This window comes from Pontimicrobium sp. SW4 (assembly GCF_039954625.1).
Classification (GTDB): Bacteria; Bacteroidota; Bacteroidia; order Flavobacteriales; family Flavobacteriaceae; genus Pontimicrobium.
This window is the reverse complement of sequence record NZ_CP157199.1, coordinates 574,165-586,526: the sequence shown is the minus strand read 5'-3', so window position 1 is coordinate 586,526 and position 12,362 is coordinate 574,165. Positions and strand designations below refer to the sequence as shown.

Here is a 12,362-nt window from a genome sequence, read left to right as displayed (position 1 = left end):
TTTAGTTTATTCTTTACTACCTCTAATTGCCGAAACATACTTAGCCATTTCTTCTCTCACTTTAGGGAATAAGAAGAATAGACCTATCATATTTGGAAATACTAATGCTAATATCATGGCATCAGAAAATTTAATTACTGCATCTAAAGTTGCAGCTGCACCAATTACTATAAATACTAAGAATAATACTTTGTATACTGTATCAGCAGTTTTTCCTTTTCCGAATAAATATTTCCAAGATTGAAGTCCATAATATGACCAAGAAATCATTGTTGAGAATGCAAACAATATAATAGCTATTGTTAATATATAAGAGAATCCAGGTATTACAGAATCAAAAGCCATAGATGTTAAATCTACTCCTCCAATTGAACTTCCATCCGCATTTAACAATACACTACTTGATGATTCTCCAGCTGCTCCATATTGGAACACACTTTGCATATTTCCACCATCTATATTAAAGAAAATAATAACCAAAGCGGTCATTGTACAAATTACAACTGTGTCGATAAATGGTTCTAATAAAGCAACTACACCTTCAGATGCTGGATATTTTGTTTTAACAGCTGAATGCGCAATAGCAGCAGATCCTGCTCCTGCTTCGTTTGAGAATGCTGCACGTTGAAAACCTACAATAAGTACACCAACTAGACCACCAAGTCCAGCCATAGGTGTAAATGCTCCATCAAATATTAATCCGAAAGCCGTTCCTATATCACTAAAGTTTGCAAAAATTATCACTAAAGCCGCAAGCACATAGATTCCGGCCATAAATGGTACAATTTTTTCAGTAATACTAGCAATACGTTTAATACCTCCAATAATTACAATACCAACTAAGATGGCTAAAATGATTCCAATAACAAACCCCATTGAACCACCTTCTAATCCTAACATTGATGTAATTTGAACTGTTGCTTGGTTAGATTGGAAAGCATTACCACCTCCAAATGAAGCTCCAATACATAGAACTGCAAAAATTACGGCAAGCACTTTTCCTATTCCTGCAAAGCCTCGTTCTTTTAATCCTTTAGACATATAATACATTGGTCCACCATATACCGTTCCATCTGGACCGACATCTCTATATTTTACACCTAGCGTACATTCAACAAATTTTGTTGACATCCCTATTAATCCACAAACAATCATCCAGAATGTTGCTCCAGGACCACCTAAAGCAATTGCTACAGCTACACCTGCAATATTTCCTAAACCAACAGTTCCAGAAACTGCGGTTGCTAAAGCTTGGAAGTGACTGACTTCCCCTTCTTTGCTTTCATCTCTAATAGTATCAGGAATATCTCCATCAATTGCTAATTCTGTTTTTCCAGCATGGTGCCCTCCTTCTATCTCGTCATATTTTCCTCTTACTGTATTAATTGCCAATCCAAATTTTGTAAAACTTGGAAACTTAAAATAAATAGTAAAAAATGTTGCTCCTACAACTAAAAGAATAACAACAAATGGGACATCTTTACCAGCTATAGGCACTGTAGTTAATACAAAACCTTCCCACCAAGTAGCAACTGGCATAAAGGCATCATTTATTTTTTCATCTAGGCCTTTTTCAGCTTCTTGAGCGAATGTTAAAATTGGTAAAATAAGGGTAAACATTGAAAGAAGATATTTCTTCATAGTTAAAAATATTAGTTAGTAGTTTATTTCAATTTTATGTTTGAAGCAAGCAAGATGCTAAAAAAAAATGAGTTTTTAAAACATTGGTTGTTAAAAAGCCTACTCAACTTCTATATTATATAATGAATTCAACTTCTGTATCTGCTCTGGTCGTCCTAAAACAATCACTTTGGAATTTGGATTTAATTTTTGCTCAGCTTCTGGATTTATCAAGTATTCGCCATTTTCATTTTTATAACCTATAACATTACAGCCTGTTTTTTTACGTAAATCTAAATCTCTTATGGTTTTTATTTGAGATGTATCGTACAAATGTTCAACAGAGATTTCTTCAATATTTATATTAGTCTCACCTACTATTGAAAGATTATCAATAAACTCCAATAAATCTGGAACCACTACTAATGAAGCCATATGATCTCCTCCAATTTTATCTGGTAGGATTACGTTATTTGCGCCTGCAAGTTTTAATTTACCATAGGTAGTTTCTTGTGAAGCTCGACTTATTATGCGTATGTCTTTATTTATCTGTCTAGCAGAAAGCACCACAAAAACATTATCAGAATCACTTGGTAGTGCCGAAATTAAGCAACTAGCTCTATCAACTCCTGCTTGCATTAGTATATCGTCTTCATTTGCATTTCCATATACAAAAGGCACCATATCGCTTTGATGTTTATCAACCGTTTCTTTTTTTGCCTCAATAACAACAAAAGACCTTTTATGAGCCAACAACTTTTTAGCTGCTTGTTTTCCATTTCTTCCATAACCACAAATAATAACATGGTTAGAAAGTGCATCAATCTTTTTTTGCATTTTTTTTTGTTTTAGTTCTTCAACATTATTTTTTGTGATAATATATTCTGTAATAACTTTTATTGCATAGCCTACTATTACAACACTAGTAAGAATAAGAAAAATAGTAAAAATCTTTGATTGAGAATCCAGTGAACCTCCAACTTCTTTAAATCCAACTGTTGTTATTGTAATTACAGTCATATAGAAAGCATCTAACCATGTATATTCATTTAGATACTTAAAACCTATTACTCCAATACAAAGCAAGATGAGTAATAGGGTTATCGCTGTATTAACTTTAGATCTAAATACTTTAATTAAAGGGTTTGTCATAATTTATAAATCAAAAACCGAGCTTCGTTTAGTGTATAATAAATCTTTAATTCGCATCCAGAACGCTATAAATAAGTAGAGTGCAAAACCAAACCCAAGTGTTACAAAGGTTAAGTACATAAAAGATGTTCTTACCACTTTAGCCCTAATTCCCAAGCGATCTGCAATACGCTGACACACATAATAGCCGTGTTTTTGGAAATATAGTAACGTTTTATAGAAAATATTCATGATGATTGTTACTTATTTATTTGTTTGTTAAATGTAATGCGCTAATTATAATTTGGATAAATATCGAATTTACATAAGCTCATTTTATATTGCAAGTTAATTAAATCTATGAAATTAATACACTTCCAATAGCGCATTGCAAACATTTATTTTTATCACAGTATTCATTTTTTAATTGTAATAAAGCTTGTGAATAAAATGCCGATTTAGATACATTTTTTAAAGTATTAAACTTATTAACAACTTCATTTTTCTCCGAAGGTAACTGCTGTATAATGTTTAGAATAATATCATTTGCTATTTTCCCTTGATGTTTTGCATATGAAAACTTTAATGGTGCAATGGTATTAATAATTAAAAGGTCAACAAATGAATTCGTTAGCTTTTTAGCGGAACGCTTTGACGTTTTATTTAAGGTATAATGTGTTTCCCAAAACACAGACGTTTTTACATCAAATATATTATAAATGTCTTTGGTGGTTTTTGCTTCAATTATTTTAGAAAATAAATTACTGTGTTTATAATATAAATTTGCTAATTGAGATAATCTAATGGTAGGAAAATTTGATGGTCGCAGCCTAAAAAATTGTATAGACAATACTCCTATAGTATTGATTTGGAATTTAGTTTTTATAAATTCATACTCCTTTTGTAGCTCATTTAAATAATGTTCTTGAGTATCTGTATCAAGTAATCCCGCTTGTCCAAATAATAAGGCTTCTATACTTTGCAATTTAGATTGTTGTTTTCGTAATACCGAAAAATCAAATGAATTTGCTAAACTTAAAAAAGCATCACTATTTACTTTTAATCCGAAATTTTTAGCAAGCATTTTAAAAAGCACTTCTTCCCAACTATTATTAGACTGTTTTAAAAGCCACTCAATATCGTTAGCTTTTCTTTCTAAACGCTCAAAATACAAACGCTCTAACCAATTTTGAAGAATAAAATCATCTACCGAAGAAAAATCATTCTCACAATTAATCCATTTTTCGTTTTTGGAAAATAGTTTTTCAAAGCTTTGCAAAACATTTTTAGAAACATATGTTTTTAGTTGTAAAGTTGGTATTTCGGTTTTATCTTTTCTAAATATTTCAATATCATGTTCCCAAACTACATGCAAAATCACATTGTCATAATTTTTGTCATTTTCATGGTTATGAACATACCAATCACTAGATTTAATATGTATTTCAACATTTCCAGCCCATAATTGTTTACCTATTACTAATAGAGCGTTAAAAAAGTCTGGTCCTGAATTATGATTATGAGCTCCTATATTAGTAATTGAAATTGCTTCACCTCCTGTTGTTTGTAATTGAAGTGTCTCAAACTTTTTATATTTCCATATATAGTGTAGAAAGTCTTCCCGCATTTAACTAAATTAATGAAAATTTTCGTAAGAAAAAACGCATACAACTGCACATTAGTTTAATAGTAAAATAGCTACTTTTATTTACTAATAGGTATAATGGTTAAAAATCTCAATACTTCTATCAAATTGATCTCATTGATTCACAGTAATTCTCTAATATTGGCGTAACTATTTTCAATAGCTTTGGCTTGTTTTTTCTTTCCAAGCCATTTTACTTTGGTAATCCCTTCACTGGTTTCTGGCTTTAATTCTCCACTATAGCTGGTATGCATTTCAAACCAATAGGTAATCTTGATTTTATAACGTCCATTACGCTTAAAAATATGATAGGTAGTTTCTAAAGGTTTTGTAATTCTAAGTCCCTTTACACCTGTTTCTTCTTCAACTTCACGAATGGCTCCTTCTTCTATAGTCTCTTTATTTTCAACACGACCTTTAGGCAAATCCCATTTATCGTTTCGGTAAATAAATAATACTTTCCCATCATCGTTAATCACTTTACCACCCCCTGCAATCACATTTGGAAACTTTTTTAAGAATTTTTTTAAAAGCTTATCTTTATTTGGATGATATAAATATACCCCTTCAATAGCCTTTCTTTTAAGGTCACGAACTACTTTAGGTAAATCTACATATTTTAGAGGGTACGTTTTGTATAGTTTATCCTTCGAAACTATAGAAGTAAGGATAATAGGTTTGTGGTTAACAAATACTTTATACATTGTGTATAATAAGAGTTAGGCTTTTGTAAAAGTATCAATTTTTAATTCATAGCAAGACATCTTCAAAAAAATATTTTTATTCAATATTTTTTTATTCCTAAAAATAAATTTATACGTAGTTTTGTAACTATGATTGCTAACAAGAACACTGCCAAAAAAACTGCCGAAGTTTTACTACAAATTAATGCTATAAAACTAAGTCCTAAAGAACCTTTTACTTGGGCTTCTGGATGGAAATCGCCAATATATTGCGATAATCGAATTGTACTTTCGTATCCACCAATACGAAACTATATCCGTGAAAAAATGGCAAAACATATTGAAAAACAATATGGTAAACCAGATGTTATCGCTGGTGTTGCTACTGGAGCTATTGGTATTGGGGCATTAGTTGCAGAATATTTAGGTTTACCGTTTATATATGTACGCCCTGAAGCAAAAAAACATGGGCGTCAAAATCAAATTGAAGGTTATATTCAAAAAGGACAAAGCGTTGTAGTCGTTGAAGATTTAATTAGCACAGGAAAAAGCAGTTTAAATGCTGTTAAAGCCCTAAAAACTGCCGAAGTTAATGTAAAAGGTATGGTCGCTATTTTCTCATATGGCTTTGATATCGCTAATGAAAATTTTACAAAAGAAAATGTAACACTTCATACTCTTAGTAATTACGAAAACTTGCTAGAACAAGCATTAGACACACATTATATTAACAAAAAAGAATTGGAAACTTTGTCGCAATGGAATGCTAATCCAAGTGAATGGAACGCTAATTGATACGTTAATAAAAAACACACTATGAATTTAGAATCACCTAAAGTATCTGTAAATAAATCGGCACAAGACGTTTTTAATTTTTTAACCAATGTTGAGAATTTTGAAAAATTGATGCCCGAAAACATTAGTAAGTTTGAAGTTTTAGATGAAGGCAAATTTTTGTTTGCCTTAAAAGGTATGCCAGAAATTATTTTAAAGCAAAAAGAAGCTACCCCACCAAATAGAATTGTACTAGGAGCTGCAGGTGGAAAGCTAGATTTTTCTTTAGTAGGTAATATTACTGAAACTTCAGAAAACCAAAGTGATATTCAATTAAGTTTTGCAGGTGATTTTAATCCAATGATGGCTATGATGATTAAAGGCCCAATATCAAAATTTATTGAAACCCTTGCTACGAATATTCCAAACGTAATCTAGTACAACAACTGTATTTCTTTTAATTCAAATTCTTTTATAATATCATCTTCAAGTAATATTTGAAGCGTCCCATTATTATTTACGCCTTGAATAAATCCTGAAAATAGATTTCCTTCAAAATCTTTAAAAGTTGATGGTTTTTGTTTTCTAAAAAGCAACGCTTCATAAGCACGCTTTATAAAGTCATGCTTTCCTTGTTCTAATTTATCAAAATAATATTTTAATTGATCTACAATACGAACTAATAACTCTTCTAGGTCAAACAAGTTTCCTGTGAGATTTTTTAATGAAGAAGCTGATGGTAAATTTGCAAACTGTGTTTGATTTACATTTAAACCAATACCAATAATACTACCTTCAATGTCTTGTTGTTTTATGACATTTTCAATTAAAATACCACATATTTTTTTTTGTTCTGACAAAATGTCGTTAGGCCATTTAACCACTAATTTTGGAACATGAAACAGCTGTAATGTTTTAATAATTGCCAAAGAAGTCACCATACTTATATAAAATTTATCATCAATAGATACGCCACAGTTTCGTTTAAACACACTACAAGTAAGGTTTTTACCTTTTTCTGAATTCCAAACAGCTCCAATTTGACCTCTACCGTTCGTTTGGTGTTTAGCTATAACAACTGTAAAATCTTCTAAAGTTTTTTTAGAAGCCAACTCACGCAAATACGAATTTGTAGAGTCAATGGCATTAAGTTTGATTATATGCATTACGACTAGAAAATTTAAATTATAATTTTCTTAAGAATATTAAAGGTATTATGACCTAAAAAAATAATAACTTTGCACAAATTAAAACAATTTAATGACGAAAGAAAATAGTAATGCAGACCATTTAATATCAGTTGTATTAAATGGCATTGAAGATGTAAAAGGACAAAACATTAATATTTTAGATTTAAGAGATATAGAAAATACCGTTTGCGATTATTTTATTATTTGCGAAGGAACTTCAAATACACAAGTTAACGCCATTGTAAATTCCATCCAAAAAAAGGTTAGTAAAGAAGCTAAAGACAAACCTTGGCATATCGAAGGTAGTGATAATGCCGAATGGGTTTTAATGGATTACGTTAATGTGGTTGTTCATGTTTTTCAAAAGCATATTAGAGAATATTATGATATTGAAAGCCTTTGGGGAGACGCAAAATCAACCGAAATAAAAACCAGTTACTAAAAAACAGTACATGTCAAAAGATAATAAATTAAATACAAAAAAACCAAAGTTTAGCCCATATTGGATTTACGGAATCATTATAGTTATATTTTTAGGAATTCAAGTTCTTTCAGGTGGTATGGGTTCAACCACTGGATCTCCAACCACTCAAGATAAATTTTTCGAGTATTTTGAAAATGGTGATGTAGAAAAAGTAGTCATCATAAACAGAATTCAGGCCAAAGTCTATTTAACACCTGAAGCCATTTCTAAAACGGAACATAAAAATACTGTAAAACCTCAACTGCTACCAATGTCTGGAAAAGCTCCAAACTATCAGTTTCAGTTAGGAGATCTTCAAAATTTTGAAGATAAAATAGATCAAATTAAATCTGAAAATACAGAATTAACTACCATTGTAGATTATAAAATAGAGGAAAACCTTTGGGGCGATTTTCTACTTACACTCTTACCTTTTGTACTTATTATTGGCGTTTGGATCTTTATTATGCGTCGTATGTCTTCAGGTGGAGGCGGTGGTGCCGGAGGTCAGATTTTTAATATTGGAAAATCTAAAGCCAAACTATTTGATCAAAATACCGAAGTAAAAACATCTTTTAAAGATGTAGCTGGTTTAGAAGGCGCAAAAGAAGAAGTACAAGAGATTGTAGACTTCTTAAAAAATCCTGAAAAATACACTTCTTTAGGTGGAAAAATCCCAAAAGGAGCCTTATTAGTAGGCCCTCCAGGAACTGGTAAGACTTTATTAGCAAAAGCAGTAGCTGGAGAAGCTAAAGTACCTTTCTTCTCATTATCTGGATCAGATTTTGTAGAAATGTTTGTTGGTGTTGGAGCTTCTAGAGTTCGTGACTTATTTAAACAAGCTAAAGAAAAATCTCCTGCAATTATTTTTATTGATGAAATAGACGCTATTGGTCGTGCAAGAGGAAAAGCAAATTTCTCTGGTTCCAATGATGAAAGAGAAAATACGCTTAACCAATTGTTAACCGAAATGGATGGCTTTGGTACAAACACTAATGTTATTGTACTTGCTGCCACAAACAGAGCAGATGTTTTAGATAAAGCCTTAATGCGTGCTGGACGTTTTGATAGACAAATATTTGTTGACCTTCCAGATGTTCGTGAGCGTAAAGAAATTTTTGAAGTGCATTTAAAACCACTTAAAAAAGCAAAAGAATTAAATACAGATTTCTTATCTAAACAAACTCCAGGATTCTCTGGAGCGGATATTGCCAATGTGTGTAATGAAGCTGCATTAATCGCAGCAAGAAAAGGAAAAAAATCTGTAGAAAAACAAGATTTCCTTGATGCTGTAGATAGAATTGTTGGAGGACTAGAAAAGAAAAATAAAATAATAACACCTGCTGAGAAAAAAGCTGTAGCATATCATGAAGCAGGTCACGCAACCATAAGTTGGCTACTGGAACATGCTGCTCCATTAGTAAAAGTAACCATCGTTCCTCGTGGACGTTCGTTAGGAGCTGCTTGGTATTTACCAGAAGAACGTTTAATTGTTCGTCCAGAGCAAATGCTAGATGAAATGTGTGCTGCCTTAGGTGGTAGAGCTGCCGAAAAAGTAATATTCAATAAAATTTCAACTGGAGCTTTAAGTGATTTGGAAAAAGTCACTAAACAAGCAAGAGCCATGGTAACTATCTATGGTTTAAGCGATAAGGTAGGAAACCTCACGTATTATGATTCTTCAGGTCAAAATGAATATGGATTTACAAAACCTTATAGTGAACGAACTGCTGAATTGATTGATAAAGAAATTTCAGATATTATTGAAGCACAATACCAACGCGCTATAAAAATATTAGAGGAAAATAAAGACAAACTCACCTTATTAGCTGAAGAGCTTCTTGTAAAAGAAGTGATTTTTAAAGATAATCTTGAAGTAATCTTTGGAAAAAGTCCTTTTACGAAGCATGATGAAGATATAGCCGAAGAAGAGTAGAACCGTTACAAAAACCTTAAATAGCCTAATGTTTCCTTTAGATTTTATATATTTGATAAAAACTAGGACTTAACTGGTTAATAGCGAAACCCTAAATGAGCCTATTTCGAAAAATCTTCGGTCCAAAATCTAGCGACTCTCAAGAACGCATTGAAAACGACGAGAGAAGCAAATATATGCCTGATATTAAGCTGCCTATTGATGAGCGTTTTACCATCAATTTTAAAGCTAATGGAGGTAAATTTTTATATTGTGAAGATTTTGATGAAGTAGACCAAAATTTAACTCTAATTTTAGAAGAAAACGATTGGAAAGATAAACATGTGATGGTTCTTGACGATCGCTTAGGTGACAAATTTGCTAACTTTAATCTAAAAATGAGTAAAAAAACAAGTGAGTGTACATATTTTTTAACCACTTGTGAATATTTAATCTCTAACGATGGTTCGCTTTTAATTTCGTCCAATCAAATTGCTGAAAAGAAACTAAAGGAACTTCCTTCAAATTTTATCATTTTTGCTACTACAAGTCAGTTTGTAGAAACTATTAGTGAAGGACTAAGAGGTATAAAAGATAAGAATCGTGAAAAAATACCTACCAATATTACTACAATTAAACATTTTAAAGCTAGCGAAGATAACGACTTCTTAAGTTATGGAAGTAGCTCAAAAAACTTATATTTGCTCTTATTAGAAGACCTTTAACCAAACCACGTGAAAGAACTAATTGTTAGAGCAATTTCAGGCGTTTTATACGTTATCCTTTTTTTATTATCCTTACAATCACAACACCTTTTAATAGGTTTATTTTTTGTTTTTGGATTGATTTGCATTGCTGAGTTTAACAAACTCATCAACCAAAAAGGGGTTAGCTCCTACGTAATTTTTATAATTTCCTACTTCTCTTTTTCTTATTGGCAATTAATGTTAGATAATAATGAGGGGTTTGATGAAGCAATTCAAATTTTGCATGTATTAACCATATTTGTAATGCTTTTTTTAATAAAAGATTTATTTTCAAAAAAGACATTGCCACTTTTTATAACCAATAAGTACATTAATACCACCTTCTATTTATCGAGTGGTTTCATTTTTATAATTCTTATTGCAAATTATTACGAAATATTTAATCCAAATATTTTACTAGGTGCATTTATATTAGTTTGGGTAAATGATACTTTTGCGTATTTAGTTGGTAAAAATTTTGGGAAACAAAAATTGTTTCCTAGCATATCTCCAAAAAAAACAGTTGAAGGCTTTTTAGGAGGCTTACTTTTTGCATGTATTAGTAGTTATTTTATTGCAAAACACACTAACACTTTGGGTTCTACCGAGTGGTTAATACTTGCTATAATTGTGAATGTTTTTGGTACATTAGGAGATTTAATTGAATCGAAATATAAGCGACAAGCTGATGTAAAAGATAGTGGTGTGATAATGCCTGGACATGGTGGATTGTTAGATCGTTTAGATAGTATTATTTTTGCGGCACCATTTATTTATTTATTCTTAAGAATTTTAAAATATGTTTCATAAAGAAGGCTATAAAATAATACTCATAAGTTTTACTCTAGTAGTCGTTTCTGTTTTACTAGTAGACCGCTATATTTCTATTTCATGGCTCAAAATTCTATTAGAAATTGGACTATTAGTCTTTTTAGTACTTATCCTTCAATTTTTTAGAAATCCAAAACGCCACTCAGCTTTAAATGATAAGCATGTTTTATCTCCAGTTGATGGAAAAGTAGTAGTTATTGAAGAAGTGGAAGAAACCGAATACTTTAAAGACAAGCGCATACAAGTAAGTGTATTTATGTCTCCAATAAATGTGCACGTTACACGTTATCCTATTGGTGGAAATGTACTGTACAGTAAATACCATCCTGGAAAATATTTAGTAGCGTGGCATCCAAAATCAAGTACAGAAAACGAACGTACAACTATTGTTGTTGAAAACGCAAAATATGGTAGAGTTCTTTTTAGACAAATTGCTGGAGCATTAGCAAAACGGATAGTTAACTATGCAAAGGAAGGTGAAAGTGCAAAGCAAGGATCAGATCAAGGATTTATTAAATTTGGCTCCAGAGTTGATTTATTTTTACCTTTAGACACCAATATTAAAGTAACACTAAATCAAAAAGTTCGTGGTGGCGAAAGTATAATTGCTGAAATGTAATGACTTCTAAAGAGTTACATATTAAATTTGAAGACGCTGTTAATCGCATCAATGCGCATAAAGAGCCTTTTCCTGCCGATATTTTATTAAAACTTTATGCATATTATAAAAAGGCTACCAATGATTACAGCAGACCAAAAAGCAGAGAACCTCTAATTAATGCGTTTAAAACAAACGCACTTTTTCAAGCGGAAAACATAAGCCAAGACCAAGCTAAACAACAATATATTGACTTGGTTAACAATTACTTTTTGTATAGAAAATAAATATATAACTAAGTGTTTTACTTTATAGGATTGCCACATCGTAAACACCTTGCACTAACGATTTTTTATTTAACTTTAATAACATGGAATTTCAAATAAAATCAATTAGAGCATTTATAGGTGCCAAAAACTTTGAAGAGTCCAGAAACTTCTATTTGGATTTTGGTTTTGAAGAAATAAAAACCTCTCCTAAAATGTCTTACTTTAAGCTAGGTGCCTTTGGGTTTTATTTACAAGACGCTTATGTAAAAGATTGGGTAGATAACTCCATGCTATTTTTAGAAGTTGACAATCTACAACAACACCTTGATAAGATAACAAGTTTACAACTAGACAAAAAACAGAAAAATGTACGTGTAACCAATATTAGCTATAACGATTGGGGTAATGAGTTTTTTATGTACGACCCTTCTGGTGTGTTATGGCACATTGGTGAGTTTAAGAAGTAATCCGTCTTGACTTTCTCAAAAAAATAGTCG

General features: G+C 31.3%; 15 protein-coding genes. 9 read left to right on the top strand and 6 right to left on the bottom strand.

Annotated elements, in window-relative coordinates; genetic code table 11:
- Window positions 1-6: 6 nt before the first annotated feature.
- From ABGB03_RS02775 to ABGB03_RS02755, 5 genes are all read right to left on the bottom strand, one after another.
- Window positions 7-1,641, bottom strand: coding sequence for an alanine/glycine:cation symporter family protein (locus ABGB03_RS02775; protein ID WP_347924650.1), 1,635 nt, complete (start codon window positions 1,639-1,641; stop codon window positions 7-9).
- A gap of 99 nt (window positions 1,642-1,740) precedes the next feature.
- Window positions 1,741-2,772 (bottom strand): potassium channel protein, encoded by a 1,032-nt coding sequence (locus ABGB03_RS02770; protein WP_347924648.1) that lies wholly within the window; start codon window positions 2,770-2,772, stop codon window positions 1,741-1,743.
- A gap of 3 nt (window positions 2,773-2,775) precedes the next feature.
- Window positions 2,776-3,003: a PspC domain-containing protein gene (locus ABGB03_RS02765; protein WP_347924646.1), complete on the bottom strand. Its 228-nt coding sequence runs from the start codon at window positions 3,001-3,003 to the stop codon at window positions 2,776-2,778.
- A 106-nt stretch (window positions 3,004-3,109) separates the two neighbouring features.
- Window positions 3,110-4,378 carry a DUF2851 family protein gene (locus ABGB03_RS02760; protein WP_347924644.1) on the bottom strand — a complete coding sequence of 423 codons (1,269 nt, stop codon included), beginning with the start codon at window positions 4,376-4,378 and terminating at the stop codon, window positions 3,110-3,112.
- A gap of 140 nt (window positions 4,379-4,518) precedes the next feature.
- Complete coding sequence (locus tag ABGB03_RS02755) at window positions 4,519-5,100, bottom strand: NUDIX domain-containing protein (protein ID WP_347924642.1); 582 nt, start codon at window positions 5,098-5,100, stop codon at window positions 4,519-4,521.
- Window positions 5,101-5,229: 129 nt separating this feature from the next.
- Between ABGB03_RS02755 and pyrE the strand changes: the two genes are divergently transcribed.
- The gene (pyrE, locus tag ABGB03_RS02750; RefSeq protein WP_347924640.1) at window positions 5,230-5,874 is read left to right on the top strand and encodes an orotate phosphoribosyltransferase; all 645 of its coding nucleotides are present in this window, start codon (window positions 5,230-5,232) and stop codon (window positions 5,872-5,874) included.
- A gap of 21 nt (window positions 5,875-5,895) precedes the next feature.
- Window positions 5,896-6,291, top strand: coding sequence for an SRPBCC family protein (locus ABGB03_RS02745; RefSeq protein WP_347924638.1), 396 nt, complete (start codon window positions 5,896-5,898; stop codon window positions 6,289-6,291).
- Here ABGB03_RS02745 and ABGB03_RS02740 read toward each other — a convergent pair.
- Window positions 6,288-7,019 carry a biotin--[acetyl-CoA-carboxylase] ligase gene (locus tag ABGB03_RS02740; RefSeq protein ID WP_347924637.1) on the bottom strand — a complete coding sequence of 244 codons (732 nt, stop codon included), beginning with the start codon at window positions 7,017-7,019 and terminating at the stop codon, window positions 6,288-6,290. The two genes, ABGB03_RS02745 and ABGB03_RS02740, sit on opposite strands and share 4 nt — an antisense overlap.
- A 94-nt stretch (window positions 7,020-7,113) precedes the next feature.
- On the opposite strand from ABGB03_RS02740, the gene rsfS reads away from it, so the two are divergent.
- The 7 genes from rsfS (at window position 7,114) to ABGB03_RS02705 (ending at window position 12,332) form a co-directional block, all read left to right on the top strand.
- Complete coding sequence (rsfS, locus tag ABGB03_RS02735; RefSeq protein WP_347924635.1) at window positions 7,114-7,485, top strand: ribosome silencing factor; 372 nt, start codon at window positions 7,114-7,116, stop codon at window positions 7,483-7,485.
- A 10-nt stretch (window positions 7,486-7,495) separates the two neighbouring features.
- Window positions 7,496-9,442, top strand: coding sequence for an ATP-dependent zinc metalloprotease FtsH (gene ftsH / locus ABGB03_RS02730; RefSeq protein ID WP_347924633.1), 1,947 nt, complete (start codon window positions 7,496-7,498; stop codon window positions 9,440-9,442).
- A 95-nt stretch (window positions 9,443-9,537) separates the two neighbouring features.
- Window positions 9,538-10,146 carry an LUD domain-containing protein gene (locus ABGB03_RS02725; protein WP_347924632.1) on the top strand — a complete coding sequence of 203 codons (609 nt, stop codon included), beginning with the start codon at window positions 9,538-9,540 and terminating at the stop codon, window positions 10,144-10,146.
- A gap of 9 nt (window positions 10,147-10,155) precedes the next feature.
- Complete coding sequence (locus ABGB03_RS02720; protein ID WP_347924630.1) at window positions 10,156-10,977, top strand: phosphatidate cytidylyltransferase; 822 nt, start codon at window positions 10,156-10,158, stop codon at window positions 10,975-10,977.
- Window positions 10,967-11,617 carry a phosphatidylserine decarboxylase family protein gene (locus ABGB03_RS02715; protein WP_347924629.1) on the top strand — a complete coding sequence of 217 codons (651 nt, stop codon included), beginning with the start codon at window positions 10,967-10,969 and terminating at the stop codon, window positions 11,615-11,617. Before ABGB03_RS02720 ends, ABGB03_RS02715 begins: the two co-directional genes overlap by 11 nt.
- Entirely contained in the window at window positions 11,617-11,883 is a 267-nt protein-coding gene (locus tag ABGB03_RS02710) for an acyl-CoA-binding protein (RefSeq protein WP_347924627.1), read from the top strand. Before ABGB03_RS02715 ends, ABGB03_RS02710 begins: the two co-directional genes overlap by 1 nt.
- A gap of 83 nt (window positions 11,884-11,966) precedes the next feature.
- Window positions 11,967-12,332, top strand: a complete 366-nt coding sequence (locus ABGB03_RS02705; protein ID WP_347924626.1) for a glyoxalase — start codon at window positions 11,967-11,969, stop codon at window positions 12,330-12,332.
- The last annotated feature ends 30 nt before the right edge of the window (window positions 12,333-12,362 follow it).

What these genes read in the sequence shown, in the direction of transcription:
- rsfS (WP_347924635.1), top strand. Translation starts at nt 7,114, where the DNA reads ATGACGAAAGAAAATAGTAATGCAGACCATTTAATATCAGTTGTATTA.
- ABGB03_RS02770 (WP_347924648.1), bottom strand. Translation starts at nt 2,772, where the DNA reads ATGACAAACCCTTTAATTAAAGTATTTAGATCTAAAGTTAATACAGCG.
- ABGB03_RS02760 (WP_347924644.1), bottom strand. Translation starts at nt 4,378, where the DNA reads ATGCGGGAAGACTTTCTACACTATATATGGAAATATAAAAAGTTTGAG.
- pyrE (WP_347924640.1), top strand. Translation starts at nt 5,230, where the DNA reads ATGATTGCTAACAAGAACACTGCCAAAAAAACTGCCGAAGTTTTACTA.
- ABGB03_RS02705 (WP_347924626.1), top strand. Translation starts at nt 11,967, where the DNA reads ATGGAATTTCAAATAAAATCAATTAGAGCATTTATAGGTGCCAAAAAC.
- ABGB03_RS02755 (WP_347924642.1), bottom strand. Translation starts at nt 5,100, where the DNA reads ATGTATAAAGTATTTGTTAACCACAAACCTATTATCCTTACTTCTATA.
- ABGB03_RS02740 (WP_347924637.1), bottom strand. Translation starts at nt 7,019, where the DNA reads ATGCATATAATCAAACTTAATGCCATTGACTCTACAAATTCGTATTTG.
- ABGB03_RS02715 (WP_347924629.1), top strand. Translation starts at nt 10,967, where the DNA reads ATGTTTCATAAAGAAGGCTATAAAATAATACTCATAAGTTTTACTCTA.
- ABGB03_RS02710 (WP_347924627.1), top strand. Translation starts at nt 11,617, where the DNA reads ATGACTTCTAAAGAGTTACATATTAAATTTGAAGACGCTGTTAATCGC.
- ABGB03_RS02775 (WP_347924650.1), bottom strand. Translation starts at nt 1,641, where the DNA reads ATGAAGAAATATCTTCTTTCAATGTTTACCCTTATTTTACCAATTTTA.
- ABGB03_RS02725 (WP_347924632.1), top strand. Translation starts at nt 9,538, where the DNA reads ATGAGCCTATTTCGAAAAATCTTCGGTCCAAAATCTAGCGACTCTCAA.
- ABGB03_RS02765 (WP_347924646.1), bottom strand. Translation starts at nt 3,003, where the DNA reads ATGAATATTTTCTATAAAACGTTACTATATTTCCAAAAACACGGCTAT.
- ftsH (WP_347924633.1), top strand. Translation starts at nt 7,496, where the DNA reads ATGTCAAAAGATAATAAATTAAATACAAAAAAACCAAAGTTTAGCCCA.
- ABGB03_RS02745 (WP_347924638.1), top strand. Translation starts at nt 5,896, where the DNA reads ATGAATTTAGAATCACCTAAAGTATCTGTAAATAAATCGGCACAAGAC.